The following is a 17,280-nucleotide window of genomic DNA, read 5'->3' on the forward strand; positions in this document are numbered from 1 at the left end:
ACGAATGCACGAGGCGCCTCAATCAGGCGACGCGCGATGCCCCGGAGTGGTTCTGCTTCACGGCATCGCGCGGACCTCGGCATCCCTGGCCAAGCTGGAACGGGCGCTCCAGGCGAGCGGGTTCACGACACTCAACATCGACTATCCCAGCCGCAGCAAGCCGATCGCCGCCATCACGGACGACATTCATCCGGCGATCACCCGTTTCGCCGAACGTGACGCGCCGCTGCATTTCGTCGCGCATTCAATGGGCGGCCTCGTCGCGCGCGCTTATATCGCAAGACACCGCCCGGCCCGGCTTGGCCGCGTCGTGATGCTGGGCACGCCGAACAGCGGCAGCGAGGTCGCCGACCTCCTGCGGGGATTTCCGCCCTACCGCGCATTCTACGGGCCAGCCGGCCTCGAGCTCACCACCACGCCTGCGACCGTGCCGAGTGCCCTCCCCGCCATCGACTATCCGGTCGGCGTGATCGCCGGAACCCGCTTCATCGATCCCGTCGCCGGCCTCTTGGTTCTGCCGAAACCCAATGACGGACGGGTGTCGGTGCAGAGCACGATGCTGGCCGGCATGACCGACCATGTCGTCGTGAAGGCGACCCACACCGGGCTTCCACGTCATACCGCCGCGATCGAACAGACGATCGCCTTCCTGCGCGACGGCCGCTTCCGCGCCGCCTCTCACTTGAGCAGGAGATAGCGGACCGGGTTGTCGTCGCACTGACCTGCGCCGCACTCCAGCACGGTCGACAGAAGATTTGCGGCAACCAGCAATGCGAAGATTGCAAAGACCGCGTTCGACGCGAACCCGGTCATGGGTGCATCTCCCTCTCGCTTGCCGGTCGCATCCTTCAGGACAAACACCAGCGCGACATAGCACACGACGCCCACAGCCGCGATGAGCGCCCAGGTGTAGAAATGCAGGCCCCACAACGCCGAGCCATATCCGGGATCGCCGGGCGCCAGATGCAGCGAGACCTGCCGCATCGCGATGAAGCCGGTGACGAGGCTGGCCATGAGGATCATCGCATAGTGCGACGGACGCTCACCGAGGCGCAGGTTGAACAGGAAGCCCATGCCGATTGCGATGAACCCGGCCCGTTGCAGCAGGCAGAGCGGGCATGGAAACTCGCCGAGCACAAGCTGGTAGGAGAACGCGACCGTCAGGATCGATGAGATCCCGAGCAGGCCAAGCATGTTCAGCATCGCGCCGACTGATCGTTGCTTGCTCGTATCAACGATGCTCATCTCTGGCACCGTCAGAAAGAGAATTTCAGCGGATCAGTCGCATGGTGGAAGAACCAGGCGACTGTGACGACGAGTGTTGCGCTCCAGAGCGCGTAGCTCAGTCCCGCGCGCGAACGCCAGACGCTCGCGCAACCCGCGAGCGCCAGCAGGAATGGCAAAAACATATACATGAGCGCGGGCTCCCCAGGCGATTCGCGCTGTGCGCGAGCCGGGAAGACATACGTCAGCCCAGTACGTCCCTCAAGAGCCGGCCTCGCTGCGGCGCTCCTGCGCATAGCGCACCAAAGCCACGAAGCGGTAGATGCCGTGCACGAACTTGCCGTAGGGCATGGTGATGAACAGCGCGAATACGGCGCCGAGATGCACGGCCAGCAGCGGTCCCATCGCGGCAGTCTCGCGCAGGATCAGAAGCAGCATGCCGGTGAGGCCGGTCAGGAACAGCATCGCGATGAAGCCGATGTCCATGCCGTAGCGGTTTTCGTCGAGCAACGCCGGATCGCGGCGCATCCTGGCCGCGAACAGGCCGATCGGCCCGATGATCAGGCCGATGCCGCCCAGCGTGCCGAGCACGACCGGCAGATCCCACCACGGATACGGCGCCTCGCGCCCGAACAGATAGTGATAGAGCGTCGCGACCGAGGTCGCGGCAAAGCACAGCAGGAAGCCGTAGAAGGTCAGGTGGTGATACAGCTTGCGCCGGTCCGTCGGCTTGTCGTCCTCGTTGTAGCAGCCGACGCCGCCGCCATGGAGATAACGCAGCTCGCCGGCGTCGCGGATCGCCTGGAAGATCGAGCCGCCGTCGGCGCGACCGCCGATGGGTGGGCCGATGTCACGCCAGAACGCACGCACGCTCATGACCAGCGCAAGAATGGCGTAGAGGAATGCGGCGCTGAACAATGCGGCCATCGCATTGTGCGGCATCAATTTGTAGAACGCGCCGGGTCCGGTGTGGACGCCGAACAGCACGTTGCGGTCATTCAGCGCGACGAAGCCGAGGATGAAGGCCGCCATGCTGAGCGCGGCGATGATGCTGATGACGAGGCCGTTGCGCGCGAAGGCGCCGGACAGCGCCTGCGGCCAGGCATAGGCCGCATAGGACTCGGCGCGCGCGACCGCGAGCGTCTGGGGAACGTTGACATTGAACTCGTGCGGCGGCGAGAACTGGCAGTCGAAATAGCAGGCGCCGCAGGAATGGCAGAGATTGGCGAGGTAGTTGAGATCGCCGTCGGAGAAGGCCCGCCGCATCTCCATGGCGGGAAATACCGCGCAAAGTCCCTCGCAGTACCGGCAGGAATTGCAGACCGTCATCAGACGGTCGGCCTCGTCGAGGATTCGGGTTCCGTGCATGGCTTTACTTCGTCAGGCCCTTCGCCTCGAGCCATTTCTGGATCAGGCCCGCGACCTCGAGGTTGTTCTTGTCCATCATCACCATATGCGAATTGCCCTTGATGCCGGCCTGCGGGAGGTCGACGATGTCGACGCTGCCGCCGGCCGCCTTGATAGCGTCCGCGAAGGCGATGCCGTTGGCGCGGATCTTGGGCCAGCGGGCATCGCGCTCGATATAGTCGCCATAGATGATGAGGGTCGGAATGTTCTTCAGCACATCCGCCTTGGCGATATCGCCGATGCCGGCCGGCTCGATTGCGATCAGCGCCTTGACCTTGTCTGGCCGTGCCTGCGCCACCTTGAAGCCGAAGCTGCCGGCCTGGCTGTGGAACAGGATCACTGAGGGACCGACGCGATCGATCTCGGCGACATAGGCGGCGACGGTCGCGTCGTCAGTCGTGGTCCAGCGCGGCACGTTCTGCTTGACGAAGTTCTCGTAGCCTTCGACCGGAAACTGGTTGCCCGGCAGCACCTTCCGCTTGGTTGGATCGGGATCGTAGGAGTTCGGCCCGTCGCCGATGCGGAAACGCTCGAACGGATTGGCCGTGGTGAGGAAGACCGGCTCGCTCTTGAAGATGTCAGGATATTGCGCCCAGCCTGCGCGTCCGCGCTCCACCGCATCGGAATTATAGACCGCCCATCCCTTGCGCAAAAAGTAGTTCAGCCAGCCTTCGCGTCCGTCGGGCGTGGTCTCGTAGGTGACGCCGGTCAGTCCGCCGCCGTGCCACATCAGCAACGGATAGGCCCCCTTCTCGGTGGCCGGCAGGAAGTACTGCACGTACATCTGCTCGACCTGATAGGTGCCATTGGGATCGACCTTGGCCGGTACGCCGCCGGGCGTGAACATGACCTCCTTCACCGGCTTGCCGGAGATTTCGACCAGACGCCCGCCGACATGGAACGAGCCCATGTCGCGCAAGGTGATGGGCTCGGCGGCATGGGCGTGGCCGGCGATCAGCAGCGCCGTGATCGAGGCAATGGCAATGCGCGACATGGTTTCTCCCTCTGGCTTTCTTCTTGATCCCTAGTTCTTGGCGTGGCGTGCCGCTTCCCGCCCCGCGATGCGTCCGAACACGCTGCCGATGGTCATGCCCATGCCGGCCGCATAGCCCTTGCCGAGCACATTGCCCGCCATGATCTCGCCGGCCGCGAACATGTTGGCCGACGGCTTGCCGTCGGCCATCAGCATCCGCGCCTCCTTGTTCACGCGCGTGCCGAGATAGGTGAAGGTGATGCCGGGCCGGACCGGATAAGCGAGATAAGGCGGCGTCTCGATTTTGCGTGCCCAGTGCGTCTTGGGTGGCGTGATGCCCTCGGTCACGCAGTCATCCAGGATCGTGTGGTCGAAGGTGCCGGGGCGCACCGCGGCGTTGAATTCGGTGATGGTCTTTTCCAGCGCGGCCGGATCGAGCTCGAGCTTGCCGGCAAGCTCGGCGACGGTCTGCCCGGCGATTGGTGGGAACAGCGTCGGCATGAAGCTGGTGACGACGGTGGAGTCGAAGATGATATAGGCGATCTGGTCGGGCTGGGCTGCGACCAGCCGGCCCCAGATCGCGTAACGCTTCGGCCAGATGTCCTCGCCCTCGTCATAGAAGCGCTGGGCGTGCTTGTTGACGACGATGCCGAACACGACGGAGTCGTGGCGCGTGATGATGCCGCCGTCGAATTTCGGCGCGCGGGCGTCGATCGCGACCGCATGGCACTGCGTGGGATCGCCCGCCTCCTGCACGCCCTTGTCGAGCAGCATCTTCAGGATCGAGCCGCGGTTATAGGGGGTGCCGCGGATCAGGAAATTGTCGGCGGCCTCGCCCCAATATTGCTTCAGCCATTCGATGTTGGCCTCGAACCCGCCGGCCGCCGCGACCAGCGAGGTCGCGCGGATCTCGGTCTCACCCCTGACCGGCCGCTTGAGACGCGCGGCGAGGAACATGCCGTCCTCGATCACGAGATCGGTGACCTCAGCGTCGTATTCGACATCGACGCCGAGCCGTTCGGCTGTGAGATACAGCGCGTTGAGCATCGCCCGGCCGCCGCCGAGGAAGAACGAGTTGGTGCGGCCGAGGCTCAGCGTGCCGCCAAGCGAGGGCTGCCAGCGCACGCCCTGCTCCACGATCCAGTTCAGGATGTCCTTGGACTCCCGAATCATGTGGCGCGCGAGTTCCTCGTCGGTCTGCCCGCCGGTGACCAGCAGCAGATCCCTCCAGAATTCCTCCTCGGTGTAGGGACCGGTCAGGATTTCGGTCGCCGCGTCATGGGCGCAGCGCATGTTGCGGGTGTGGCGCGTGTTGCCGCCGCGGTAGAACTTTGGCGCGCCTTCGAGCACGAGCACCGAGGCGCCGCCGCGGCGGGCGCTGATCGCCGCACACAGCGCCGCATTGCCGCCGCCGATCACCAGCACGTCGTTTTTGCTGCCCATGCCGTCTGCCCGATGCGACGAAGTTGGAGACATTCTGCCCGCCGGTCGGCACGGATCAACCGTGCCCGCCATTGCGTACTTTTGTATACAAAGATATACAGAAATGGCGCAAGCGACATCTCTGCATGGGCAGGATGCGCTTGGCGGCCGACGAGGATGCATGGCCAGACGCCCGGCGAAGACAGGCGGATCAATCGGACGCGGCGGCGGCGTGGCGCTCGGGGAAGCCGTGTTCCGCTCGCTGTGCGAGGCGCTGCAGGCCGGCAACTACCGGGCCGGCGACCGCCTGCGCGAGGAGGAGGTCGCCCAGCGGCTCAAGGTCAGCCGTACGCCGGTGCGGGAGGCTCTGGGACGGCTCGCGGCGCGCGGCTTCGTCGAACCTGCCGGCGGCCGCGGGCTGATCGTGCGCAACCTCGACATCTCGGAGGTGCTCGAGCTCTACGCCATGCGCGAGATCATGGAAGGCGCCGCCGCGCGCCTCGCCGCCGGGCATGCCTCGGCCACGGAGATCGACGCACTCAGGGATATCGAGCAGGCCTTTGTGGAAGCGTCAGCGACCGACGCCGCCGAGATGGCGCGGCTCAACCGCGCCTTCCACGAGGCCATCTGCCGCGCCGCGCGCAACCGCTATCTCGACAACGCTTCGCGGGAATTGCAGGACTGGATCGCCCTGCTCGGTCCGACCACCTTCACAGTGACCGGACGCCCCTCAACCAGCCACGGCGAGCATCAGGCCATCATCGACGCGATCGCCGCGCGCGACGGCGACAAGGCCGAACGACTGGCGCGCGCGCATATCCGGGAAGCGCTGCGCTGCCGGCTGAAGCTGTTGCAGAAGCAATAGACGAGACGCTCACGCGAGCACGTCGGCCACGACGGCCTTCAGGACATCCCTGACGTCACCGGGCTTCAGCCGCACCTGCAAGCCGCGCTGGCCACCATTGAGATAGACGAGATCATGCGCGAGCGCGCTCTGCTCGATCACGGTGCGCACGAGCTTGCGCTGCCCGAACGGGCTGATGCCGCCGACCTTGAAACCGGTGACGCGTTCGGCCTCCGGCGGCTTCATCATCTGCGCCGACTTGCCGGCCACGGCAGCGGCGAGCTTCTTCATCGAGACCTCCTGGTCGGACGGGACGATGACGCAGACCGGCTTGCCATCGACCAGCGCCATCAGCGTCTTCAGGACACGCGCCGGGTTCTCCCCGAGCGCGGCCGCCGCCTGGAGCCCGATACTTTCGGCGTCGGGATCATAGTCGTAGGTGTGAACGGTGAAGGCGGCGCCGGCGGCTTCAAGCGCGCGTGTGGCTGGGGTGACTTTGGACATGCGCCACGTTTATCACCGTCATTGCGAGGAGCGAAGCGGCGAAGCAATCCGGAATCCCGCCGTGGAGGCAGCCTGGATTGCTTCGCTTCGCTCGCAATGACGATGTGGACAAAGATGCGCACGACACCCTCGGTGTCGTCCCGGCGAAGGCCGGGACCCATAACCCCAGGGAGCAGTTTGGCGAAGACTCGTGGTGCGCGGTACTACGACCGATCCCGATCGAGAGATCACGCGGTATGGGTCCCGGCGTTCGCCGGGACGACATCGCATGTTTGGAAGGCCTTATGCCGCCAAACGACGGCCCGCCCCCTACTCCGCCGCGTCCCGCATCTCCGCGCGCTCGGCGCGCGCCGCGCAGAACTTGAACTCGGGGATCTTGCCGAACGGATCGAGCGCGGGATTGGTGAGCAGGTTCGCGGCCGCCTCCGCGTAGCAGAACGGCATGAACACCATGTTCTCCGGCACGTCGCGATCGGAGCGGACCTTGACCTCGACGGCGCCGCGACGGGTCTCGAGGCGAATGAAATCGCCCGGCGCGAGCTTCTTCTTGCGCATGTCCTTCGGTGACATGAAGGCGACCGCCTCCGGCTCGATCTGGTCGAGCACCTGGGCGCGGCGCGTCATCGAGCCGGTGTGCCAGTGCTCCAGCACGCGGCCGGTCGACAGCACCATCGGATATTCGGCGTCGGGCAGCTCGTCCGGCGGGACGACCTTCGCCGGCACGATCTTGCCGCGTCCGCTCGCGGTCGGGAATCCCGTGGTGAAGATGATCTCGTTGCCGGGCTTGTTCGGATCGTCGGCTGGATAGGTGACGGCGCCCTCGCGCACCAGCCGCTCCCAGCTGATGTTCTTCAGCGACGGCATCAGCTCCGCCATCTCCGTATAGACGTCGCCGGGGCCGGCATAATTCCACGGCAACCCCATCCGCTTGCCGATCTCCTGGATGATCCAGAGATCCTGCCGCGCATCGCCCGGCGGCTTGATCACCTGGCGCGCGAGCTGCACGCGGCGGTCGGTGTTGGTGAAGGAGCCGTCCTTCTCCGCAAACGCCGAGGCTGGCAGGATGACGTCGGCGTGGAACGCGGTTTCGGTGACGAAGAGATCCTGCACCACGAGATGATCGAGCATGGCAAGGGCATGGCGCGCATGCTGCAGATCCGGGTCGGACATCGCGGGATTCTCGCCCTCGATATACATGCCCTTGATCTCGCCGGCATGGATCGCGTTCATGATCTCGACCACGGTCAGGCCGCGCACGGGATCGAGATCCTGCTGCCACAGCTTCTCGAAGCTGCCGCGCAGGTCGTCGCGGCCGACCGGCTGGTAATCCGGCAGGAACATCGGGATCAGGCCGGCATCGGAGGCACCCTGCACGTTGTTCTGGCCGCGCAGCGGATGCAGGCCGGTGCCGGGACGGCCGACCTGGCCGGTGATCAGCGCCAGCGCGATCAGGCAGCGCGCATTGTCGGTGCCGTGGACGTGCTGGCTGATGCCCATGCCCCAGAAGATGATCGAGGATTTTGCGCGCGCATAGGTGCGCGCGACCTCGCGGAGCGTCTGGGCCGGGATGCCGCAGATCGGCTCCATCTTCTCCGGCGTGAATTCCTTGATCTTCTCCTTGAGGTCCTCAAAACCCTCGGTGTAGCCGGCGATGTACTGGTCGTCGGTCAAGCCCTCGGTGATGATCGTGTTGATCATCGCGTTCAGCATCGCGACGTCGGAGCCGGGCTTGAACTGAAGATGCCTGGTCGCATGACGCGACAGCGACTGCCGGCGCGGATCCATCACGAACAGCTTGGCGCCGTTCTGCTTGACCGCGTTCTTGATGAAGGTCGCGGCGACCGGATGGTTCACGGTCGGGTTGGCGCCGATCACGATGATGACTTCGGCATCCATCGCGGCGGAGAACGGCGCCGACACCGCACCCGAGCTCAGGCCTTCGAACAGCGCCGCGACCGACGAAGCGTGGCACAGGCGAGTGCAATGGTCGACGTTGTTGGAGCCGAAACCGGTGCGCACCAGCTTCTGGAATAGATAGGCCTCTTCATTCGAGCCCTTGGCCGAGCCGAAGCCGGCCAGCGCCTTCACACCCTTCTCGTCACGGATCTTGACGAGGCCCTTGGCGGCGATGTCGAGCGCCTCTTCCCAGCTCGCTTCACGGAAATGCGTGAAGGGATTGGCCGGGTCGACCTGATCGTTAGCGTCCTTCTTCGCATTCGGCAGCCGCACCAGCGGTTTTGTAAGGCGATGCGGATGGTGGATATAGTCGAAGCCGAAGCGGCCCTTGACGCAGAGTCGGTTGTGATTGGCGGGGCCGTCACGGCCTTCCGCATAGATCACCTTCTCGTCCTTGACCTCGTAGGTCACCTGGCAGCCGACGCCGCAGAACGGGCAGAGCGAATCGACCTTCTTGTCCGCGTAAGTCACGCGGGTCTGCTTGTCGTCGAGCATCACGGCCGGCATCAACGCGCCGGTCGGACAGGCCTGCACGCATTCGCCGCAGGCGACGCAGGTGGACTCGCCCATGGGATCGTCGAAGTCGAACACGATCTTCGAGCCATGGTTGCGGTAGGCCATGCCGATGACGTCGTTGACCTGGACCTCGCGGCAGGCACGCACGCACAGGCCGCACTGGATGCAGGCATCGAGATTGACGCGCATCGCCGGATGGCTGGCATCGGTCTCCCAGCGCTCGGCGGCGGGGAAACGGCTCTCGGTGACGCCCGTGGTCTCGGCCCAGTGCCAGAACTTGGAATCCGGATCGTGCGAGGTCTCGCGCGCCGGCTGGTCGGCGACGAGCAGCTCCATCACCATTTTTTGCGCCGACACCGCACGCGCGGATTCCGTCTTCACCTTCATGCCGACCGACGGCGTCCGCTTGCACGATGCCGCCAGCACGCGCTCGCCCTCGATCTCGACCATGCAGGCGCGGCAATTGCCGTCGGGCCGATAGTCGGGCGCCGGCGAGTAGCACAGATGCGGGATGTCGCGGCCCTGGCGTTTGGCGACCTGCCAGATCGTCTCGCCGGGTTTGGCTTCGACCTGCTTGCCGTCGAGCTCGAACGTAATCTTGGTCATTCGGCCGCTTCCTTGAACTCGTCAGGGAAATATTTGATCACGGAAGACAGCGGATTCGATGCCGCCTGTCCGAGCCCGCAGATCGAGGCATCGCGCATCGCCTGGCTCAATTCTTCCAGCAAGGCACGGTTCCAGACCGGCTTCTGCATCAGCAGCGCCGCCTTCTGTGTTCCGACACGGCACGGCGTGCACTGGCCGCAGCTCTCGTCCTCGAAGAACTTCATCAGGTTCAGTGCGGCAGCGCGCACACTGTCCTTCTGCGACAGGATGACGATCGCGGCCGAGCCGATGAAGCAGCCGTATTTCTCCAGCGTGCCGAAATCGAGCGGGATGTCGTCCATCGATGCCGGCAGGATGCCGCCCGAGGCGCCGCCAGGGAGATAGGCGTAGAACTGATGGCCGTCGGCCATGCCGCCGCAATATTCGTCGATCAGCTCGCGCACGGTGATGCCGGCTGGTGCCAGCTTCATGCCGGGATTCTTGACGCGGCCCGAGACCGAGAAGCTGCGCAGGCCGTGACGCTCATGGCGGCCGTGGCCCTTCCACCAGTCGGCGCCCTTCTCGACGATGTCGCGCACCCACCACAGCGTCTCGATGTTGTTGATCAACGTCGGCAGGCCGAACAGGCCGACCTGGAACGGGTAAGGCGGCTTGTGCCGGGGCAGGCCGCGCTTGCCCTCGATGCTTTCAAGCAGCGAGGATTCCTCGCCGCAGATGTAAGCACCGGCGCCGCGGCGCATGTGCAGCGTCGGGCCGCCGGCGGGAAGCTTTGCGATCTCGCGCTCCAGAATCTCGCGCGAGGCCGGGTATTCGTCGCGCAGATAGATGTAGACGTCGGAGGCCTGCACCACATGCGCGCCGATCAGCATGCCCTCGATGAAGCGGTGCGGATCGGTCTCGAGATAATAGCGGTCCTTGAACGTGCCGGGCTCGCCCTCGTCGCCGTTGATCGCCATCAGCCGCGGACCGGGCTCGCCCAGCACCGCACGCCATTTGCGCCCCGTCGGGAAGCCGGCGCCGCCGAGGCCGCGCAGCGAAGCATCGTCGAGCGACTTCAGGAGATCGTCCTTCGACAGCTCGCCCGAGCGCAGGCGACCCAGCAGCTTGTAGCCCCCGCCGGCAACATAGGCGTCGTAGTCGATATAATCAGGCAGATGCGCGTGAGTGTCGCCGGCCTTCGCGGCCGCCGTCACGTTGGCGACGGTCGCATGGTCGACGAAGTTGTGGCCGACTTCGGCAGCAGGCGCGGTATCGCAGCGCCCGACGCAGGGTGCGCGCACGACGCGGATGCCGGGGCCGGAAGCGCTCTGCAGATCCTCGAGCAGCTTCTCGCCGCCGAGCATGGCGCAGGTCAGCGAATCGCAGACGCGGATCGTCAGCGGCGAAATATCAGGCTCGCCCTCCTTCACCACGTCGAAATGCGCGTAGAAGGTCGCAGTCTCGAACACTTCGGCGAAGGCGAGCTTCATCTCGTCGGCGAGCGCGGCGAGATGCGCGGCCGAGATCTGGTGGTACTTGTCCTGGATCAGGTGCAGATATTCGATCAGGAGATCGCGCCGCCGCGGCCGATCGCCGAGCAATTGCTCGATCTCATGCGCGGCGGTCGGATCGACCTGCCGCCCCTTGGGCGTGGCCTTGGCTCGCTTCCGTCCCTCGCCCGGATGCTCGAACGAGCGGACCTCATGCACGTCGTGGCTCATCGATTCGTCTCGATCTCGTCTTTTAGAACGGCTCCAGTTCTAGCTTCTGGCATGCCAGATGCCAAGCGAATTATCATGCTCGCGGAAGCAGTTAAGCGCAGCTCAAGGGCAACCCTGGATCGCTGCCCGGACACGGCCTTGCGTTCGTCCAACGCGCCAACTGATCAAACGAAGCCTGAATTGGTCTGGAGATCAATAAAGGCTTCCTATGCTGCGATAGCGAAATCGTATCGAGCTCCCGCGCCGAGGCTACAGGTGACCCTGCATGCCCCGATGCCGATGGGTCAGCTTTTGCCCATGCACACCTCGATATAGAACCAGCGATCGTCGCCCGCGAGGCCCTTGGCCTTCACGTCCTTGCGGCACTCCTTGAGCTTCGGCTTGTTGGCGCTCCACTTGGCCTTCATGTCCTTGAGCTTCTGCACGGTCAGCTTGATCTTGCCGGGCTTGGCCTCGGTCGCGGCAGGCGGCGTGAGGGCCGGTGCCGCGGCGGTCTGTGCGGATGCGGATTGCAGGGCGCCGGCGACGAGCAGCATGGCGGCGGCACAAGCGAGTTTACGAACCATCGAATTCCCCCAGGGGTCATTTTGAAACAAGCGAAACGAGCGGCGGGAGCGCCCTCATGGTGCGCTCCCGCTCGCGATGAATGGGCGATCAGAAGATCTTGACCGCGCTCTCCAGCGTCTTCCAGACGCCCCACGCCAAGGGGACACCGACGAAGGCCCAGAACAGCGCCGCCTTGGCGTCGAGCCCGCCAAAGCCGATGCCGTAGGAGCCGTGCGGCCCCGCAGCTGCAGCACTGGCACTCGCCGCCTGCAACTTGGCGACATCGGCGTCCTTCATGTGCCACTTCGCATCGACCGGCTTGACCAGATAGTTGCAGATCAGGCCCGCGATCAGCATCGCGCATAGGATGTACATCGTCGTGTTGTAGAGCTGGTCGCGCGGCACGCCGGCCGCGAGCTGGAACTCGCGGATGTAGTTCACGACGACCGGGCCGATGATGCCTGCGGTCGACCACGCCGTCAGCAGCCGGCCGTGGATGGCGCCGACGAACTGGGTGCCGAACATGTCGGCCAGATAGGCCGGCACCGTGGCGAACCCGCCGCCATACATCGACAGGATGATGCCGAAGCCGAGCACGAACAGCAGCTTCGAGCCCATCGCCGCAAAGGTCGGCGCCAGCGCGTAGAGCACGATGCCGAGGATGAAGAAGGTATAGTAGGTGTTCTTCCGCCCGATCTTGTCAGACAGCGACGCCCAGAAGAAGCGGCCGCCGATGTTGAACAGCGACAGCAATCCGGCGAAGCCGGCGGCGATCGCCGCGATCTGCGCCTTCTGTCCGGCATCGAGCGCGTTGAAACCGACGTCCGGCAGGCCGATCAGCTTGCCGCCGAAGATCTCCTGGAGCATCGGCGAGGCCATGCCGATCACGCCGATACCCGCCGACACGTTCAGGCACAGCACCCACCAGATCAGCCAGAACTGCGGGGTCTTGTGCGCGTCGTTGAGATGGACGTTGTTCTTCGAGATCATCGCGTTGGCCTTGACCGGCGGGGTCCAGCCCTCGGGCTGCCAGCCGGGCGGCGGCAAGCGATAGCGGAATGCGCCGATCATCATGAACACGAAGTAGATGACGCCCATCGCGACGAAGGTCTCCCAGACGCCGACGGAGGTCGGGGTCTTGAAGTAGTTCATCAACAGGTTCGCCAGCGGCGCGCCGATCATGGCGCCGCCGCCAAAGCCCATGATGGCCATGCCGGTCGCCATGCCGCGGCGGTCCGGGAACCACTTCACCAGCGTCGACACCGGCGAGATGTAGCCAAGGCCGAGGCCGACGCCGCCGATCACGCCCGACCCCAGCCACAACAGCCACAGCTGATGGGTGTAGACGCCGATCGCACCGAGGAAGAGTCCGCCGCACCAGCACAGCGCCGAGACGAAGCCGGCCTTGCGCGGTCCCACGCGTTCGAGCCAGCCGCCCCAGACCGCGGCCGCGATACCGAGCAGCACGAAGAACAGCGTGTACATCCACCCCATGCTCGCGACCTTCCAGTCGCAGCTGGTCGTGAACAGCTCCTGCAACAGCGAAATGTCACCGCAGGCTTTCGGCGCGGTCACGCCGATCGCGCGCGACAGCGGCAGCCAGAACACCGAGAAGCCATAGGCCATGCCGATGCAGAGATGGATGCACAGCGCCGCCGGCGGCACCAGCCAGCGATTGAAGCCGGCGGTCGCGATCGTGCGCTCGCGATCGAGAAAGCCGGAGGCACCAACAGGTGCAAGAACGGTATCGGCAGTTGTCATAAGCATTACCTCCAAAGCGTGGCCTTACCGGCGCATCGGTTTGAGACCGGTCGCACGCGCGCTTGGCAGCCGCGCATGACCGGTCGAACTTCATGCCGAAGTGGAATCATCTGGTGCGCATCTCGTCATGTGCACCGAGCAAGCAGCTGATCGCGGGTGATGTCCCTTCGCCTCGCAAGCAGCGTTGCAGTGACGGCTATCGCGCCCTCATCCCCCTCAACACCCTGTCTTGGAGTGAGCAACGCGCGTGCCAGATATCGCGCTATGACGAATCAATGACTTCCCGCAGCGCAATGTGCTGCGCGGGACAAAATGTCCTGAAATCCTCGGACAAAATGTCCAATCAGGTCGCCTCGGGCAGCCACACCGTGAATGTACTCCCGGAGCCGACGCGGCTCTCCGCGGTGATCTGTCCGCCCTGGCGCTTGATCAGCGTCTGGCTGATGGAGAGGCCCAGCCCGGTGCCCTGCCGCCGTTTCGTCGTGTAGAAGGGATCGAAGATCTTCTCGACCACCTCGGTGCTCATGCCGATGCCGGTGTCGGCGACCTCGATGGCGACGCCTTGATGACCGTCGCGCTCGGCATCGAAGGCGCGGAGCGTCAAGGTTCCGCCATCCGGCATGGCGTGGATCGCATTGACGATCAGATTGACCAGCACCTGCTGCAGCTCGTTGCGGTTCATCAGCACCAGCCGGCTGGCGCGGTCGTCCCTGACGACGGCGATCTCGGTCTTGTTCAGGAGATGCTGCACCAGCGGCAGACAGTCCGAAATGATGCTTGCCGGCGCATGGCGCTCGACATAGCCGGCATATTCCTCCGGCCTTGCAAACTGCAACAGCTTGGTCACGATCTGGCTGATGCGGTGAATCTGCTCGTCGAGCAGGCGGAACTCGACCTTCGCCTTGTCGGCATCGGGCCCGAACACGCTGCGGATGACGTCGAGATTGCCCTGCATCACCGCGATCGGATTGTTGATCTCGTGTGCGACACCCGCGGTGATCTCGCCGATCGCAGCCAGCTTCTCAGACATGATGAGCTGCTTGGTGGTTGTCTCGAGCTTGAGATTGGCGTGCTCGAGGTCCCGGGTCCGCTCCCGCACGCGGACGTTCAGTTCCTCGTTCCATTCTCGGAGCTGCCGGTCGCGTTCCTGGATCTGGTCGAGCAGGCTGTCGAGATGAACCGCGACGCGGCCGATCTCGTCACCCGAGACAGGCATCTTGGTGCGGGCGGAAAGGTTCCCCCGTTCCACCTCGCCAATCGTCGCAGTGACGCGCTCCAGCGGCATGAAGATCGAGCTCGCCCAGCGCAGAAAGATCGGGACGGTCGCGGCCGTGATCGCGATGAACGCCGCGATGACGATCACCAGCGTCTGGTATTTGGCTTCGCTGAAAGGCTTTTCCAGAAAGCCGACATAGAGCATGCCGACGCGCTTGCCATAACTGTCGACCAGCGGCTCGTAGGCGGAGATGTACCAGTCATTGACCACAAAGGCGCTGTCGAGCCAGGTGCGTCCCTCGCCCAGCACGGCCGAGCGTACCGCCGCCGAGACGCGCGTGCCGAGCGCGCGCCGTCCCTCGAACAGGCGGACGTTGGTCGAGATTCGCACGTCCTCCAGGAACAGCGTCGCGGTGCCCTGGCTGCCTTCCGGCAGGCTCGCCGCGCGATAGACGAGGTCGTTGATCGTGTCGATGAATTCGAGATTCTGGTTGAGCAGCGTGCCGCCGACCAGCGCCGCGGCGCCGCCGTCGGGCAGCATCGCGCGGCTCGCCGCATGCACGACCATGCCGCGCGTCTCCGTGCTGCGGTCGGTCGGCACCGCGTTGGGCGTCGGCACGAGGTCCAGGCGCGCGCGCTCAGCCAGGGTCGGCGAGATCGCGGCGAGCTCGTCATTGGAAAAAATGTCGATGCCCGTCGCCGGAACCTGACCCGACAGCGCCGAAATGATGATTGGCCAGTCATTTCTCGGTTGATGCTGCAACGGCGGCGATGAGGCCAGGATGTCGCCGCGGCCGTTGGTCAGATACAGGAAGTCGAGACCGATTTCCTTGCGGGTCTCGTCGAGCAGATCGCGCAGGGAGCCGCGCGCATCCGGCGCCAGCACCTCGTGGAAGCGGGCCGACAGGCCGAGCGCCCGGAGCTGGACGCCGGTCTTTTCAAGGATGCGGGCGAGATATTGGTGGGCGATGGTGAGATCGCCGTTCACCTTGGAGATCAAGGTCGCGTCGAATTTTGCGTTCCAGCGATAGATCGCAACGCCAAGCAAGAGCGGCAGGATGACCAGCATCGGCAACAACGCGATCGCGAGCAGCCGGAAGCGCACGGAGCGTCCCCGCACGGGCTCGTCGCTGCGACCGGCCGCATCAGACATCCCACAACGCGCATTTGCGGTCGATGGTCTTGCGCGAGATACCGAGCCGCCGTGCCGCCTCCTCGCGATTGCCATTGACCTCTTTCAGGACGCCGAGGATGTGACGGCGCTCGAGCTCCGCGAGACTGTCGGCGGGCGCCGACTGGCCGTCGTTGCGGGGACCGGCGAAGTCGTCGGGGAAAGCGCCGAGGATCAGCGTGCGCTCGATCAAATTGCGCAGCTCGCGCACATTGCCCGGCCAGTCATAACTTGCGAGCGCCGCGCGCACCGAAGCGTCGATCGGGACCGGCGGCATGCCGAGCTGGGTCGACAGCTTGCTCATGAAGATGGCGGCGAGCTCCTGCACGTCGTCACCGCGATCCCTCAGGAGCGGCAGGTGGATCTGCATCACGTTGAGGCGGTAGAACAGATCGGCTCGAAAGCGGCCCTTCTCGACCTCTTTCTGAAGCTCGGCATTGGTTGCGAAGATGAAACGCAGGTCGACCGGAACCTCGCGCTCGGAGCCGACGGGGCGGACGCGGCGGTCCTCGAGCACGCGGAGCAGCTTGCTCTGCATCGGCAGCGGCAGATCGCCAATCTCGTCGAGGAACAGCGTGCCGCCATGCGCATACAGGAACAGGCCTTCGCGCCCGGAATCGGCGCCGGTAAAGGCGCCCTTGATGTGTCCGAACAGCTCGGCCTCGATCATCTCGGGCGGGATCGCCGCGCAATTCACGGGCACGAAGGGCTTGTCGGCGCGGTCGGACAGCGAGTGGATCGAGCGCGCTGCGACTTCCTTGCCGGTGCCGGATTCGCCGGTCAGGAGAACCGAGGTCGGCAGGCGCGCAACGCGTGCGATGGTCTCACGCACGCGCAGCGTCGGCGCCGACTGTCCGATCAGATTGTCGCGCAGGAAGGTGCGGTCGGACGAGGCGCGCAAGGCGTAGCGCAGGACATAGTTCTCGCGTTGGAGGCGGACACGGTCGAGGCATCGCGCCACCGCGTTGAGGATCTGGTTGGAGCGGAACGGCTTGAGCACGAAATCGGCCGCGCCGGCGCGCAGGGCCTGGATCGCGGTGTCGAGGTCGGCATAGGCGGTGATCAGGATCGCGTCGGCGAAAAAGCCGACAGCGCGCTGCTCTGCGAGCCAATCGACGCCATTCTTGCCCGGCATGATGTTGTCGAGAATGACGACGTCGTAGCGGTTGGAATCGAGCTTGCGCGAGGCCTGATCCGTGTCGGCCGCCTCGTCCACCAGCTTGCAGCGCGGCGCAAGCGTGCGCGACAGGAAATTGCGCATGCCCGGCTCGTCGTCGACGATCAGGATGGAGGCCTGCGCCAGTGCGCTGAACTCGGGACCTGTGGCCGTCTTGCCGAGCTTGACGGCAGGCTCGCGGGCCGCCGCGGAACCTGCAGCTGCGCTTGCCTTCGATGTTGAGAGATTCATGCCCGACGTCTTAGGTTTGAGATCATC

At 65.0% G+C, this 17,280-nt stretch carries 14 protein-coding genes; 2 read left to right on the forward strand and 12 right to left on the reverse strand.

From position 1 onward, the window contains the following. The first annotated feature begins 4 nt into the window (after positions 1-4). Positions 5-697, forward strand: a complete 693-nt coding sequence (locus tag N2603_RS34940) for an esterase/lipase family protein (protein WP_260385700.1) — start codon at positions 5-7, stop codon at positions 695-697. On the opposite strand, the gene N2603_RS34945 is transcribed toward N2603_RS34940, so the two are convergent. From N2603_RS34945 to tcuA, 5 genes are all read right to left on the reverse strand, one after another. Then, positions 679-1,245: a disulfide bond formation protein B gene (locus N2603_RS34945; RefSeq protein ID WP_260385701.1), complete on the reverse strand. Its 567-nt coding sequence runs from the start codon at positions 1,243-1,245 to the stop codon at positions 679-681. The genes N2603_RS34940 and N2603_RS34945 overlap by 19 nt on opposite strands. An 11-nt stretch (positions 1,246-1,256) precedes the next feature. Next, positions 1,257-1,415 carry a DUF5993 family protein gene (locus tag N2603_RS34950; protein ID WP_018644003.1) on the reverse strand — a complete coding sequence of 53 codons (159 nt, stop codon included), beginning with the start codon at positions 1,413-1,415 and terminating at the stop codon, positions 1,257-1,259. A gap of 70 nt (positions 1,416-1,485) precedes the next feature. After that, a complete protein-coding gene (gene tcuB, locus N2603_RS34955; RefSeq protein WP_260385702.1) occupies positions 1,486-2,592 on the reverse strand; it encodes a tricarballylate utilization 4Fe-4S protein TcuB in 1,107 nt (368 codons plus the stop codon). A gap of 4 nt (positions 2,593-2,596) precedes the next feature. Next, positions 2,597-3,625, reverse strand: coding sequence for an alpha/beta hydrolase (locus N2603_RS34960; protein ID WP_260385703.1), 1,029 nt, complete (start codon positions 3,623-3,625; stop codon positions 2,597-2,599). A gap of 30 nt (positions 3,626-3,655) precedes the next feature. Continuing rightward, positions 3,656-5,047, reverse strand: coding sequence for an FAD-dependent tricarballylate dehydrogenase TcuA (gene tcuA, locus N2603_RS34965; protein WP_260385704.1), 1,392 nt, complete (start codon positions 5,045-5,047; stop codon positions 3,656-3,658). Positions 5,048-5,207: 160 nt separating this feature from the next. Here tcuA and N2603_RS34970 point away from each other — a divergent pair, with 160 nt between their 5' ends. After that, positions 5,208-5,891 (forward strand): GntR family transcriptional regulator, encoded by a 684-nt coding sequence (locus N2603_RS34970; RefSeq protein WP_260385705.1) that lies wholly within the window; start codon positions 5,208-5,210, stop codon positions 5,889-5,891. A 9-nt stretch (positions 5,892-5,900) separates the two neighbouring features. On the opposite strand, the gene ybaK is transcribed toward N2603_RS34970, so the two are convergent. The 7 genes from ybaK to N2603_RS35005 form a co-directional block, all read right to left on the reverse strand. Further along, complete coding sequence (gene ybaK / locus N2603_RS34975; RefSeq protein ID WP_260385706.1) at positions 5,901-6,374, reverse strand: Cys-tRNA(Pro) deacylase; 474 nt, start codon at positions 6,372-6,374, stop codon at positions 5,901-5,903. A 309-nt stretch (positions 6,375-6,683) separates the two neighbouring features. Next, the gene (gene fdhF, locus N2603_RS34980; protein WP_260385707.1) at positions 6,684-9,452 is read right to left on the reverse strand and encodes a formate dehydrogenase subunit alpha; all 2,769 of its coding nucleotides are present in this window, start codon (positions 9,450-9,452) and stop codon (positions 6,684-6,686) included. After that, complete coding sequence (locus tag N2603_RS34985; RefSeq protein WP_260385708.1) at positions 9,449-11,152, reverse strand: NADH-ubiquinone oxidoreductase-F iron-sulfur binding region domain-containing protein; 1,704 nt, start codon at positions 11,150-11,152, stop codon at positions 9,449-9,451. The genes fdhF and N2603_RS34985 overlap by 4 nt, the downstream gene beginning before the upstream one ends. A gap of 284 nt (positions 11,153-11,436) precedes the next feature. Beyond that, positions 11,437-11,718 (reverse strand): hypothetical protein, encoded by a 282-nt coding sequence (locus N2603_RS34990; RefSeq protein WP_260385709.1) that lies wholly within the window; start codon positions 11,716-11,718, stop codon positions 11,437-11,439. Positions 11,719-11,806: 88 nt separating this feature from the next. Continuing rightward, on the reverse strand, positions 11,807-13,459 hold the full coding sequence (locus tag N2603_RS34995; protein WP_260385710.1) for an OFA family MFS transporter: 1,653 nt from the start codon (positions 13,457-13,459) through the stop codon (positions 11,807-11,809). Positions 13,460-13,802: 343 nt separating this feature from the next. Then, positions 13,803-15,827, reverse strand: a complete 2,025-nt coding sequence (locus N2603_RS35000; RefSeq protein WP_260385711.1) for a sensor histidine kinase — start codon at positions 15,825-15,827, stop codon at positions 13,803-13,805. Then, positions 15,820-17,253, reverse strand: a complete 1,434-nt coding sequence (locus N2603_RS35005; protein WP_260385712.1) for a sigma-54-dependent transcriptional regulator — start codon at positions 17,251-17,253, stop codon at positions 15,820-15,822. The genes N2603_RS35000 and N2603_RS35005 overlap by 8 nt, the downstream gene beginning before the upstream one ends. Positions 17,254-17,280: the final 27 nt, after the last annotated feature.

This window comes from Bradyrhizobium huanghuaihaiense (genome assembly GCF_025200885.1).
Taxonomy (GTDB): Bacteria; Pseudomonadota; Alphaproteobacteria; order Rhizobiales; family Xanthobacteraceae; genus Bradyrhizobium; species Bradyrhizobium huanghuaihaiense.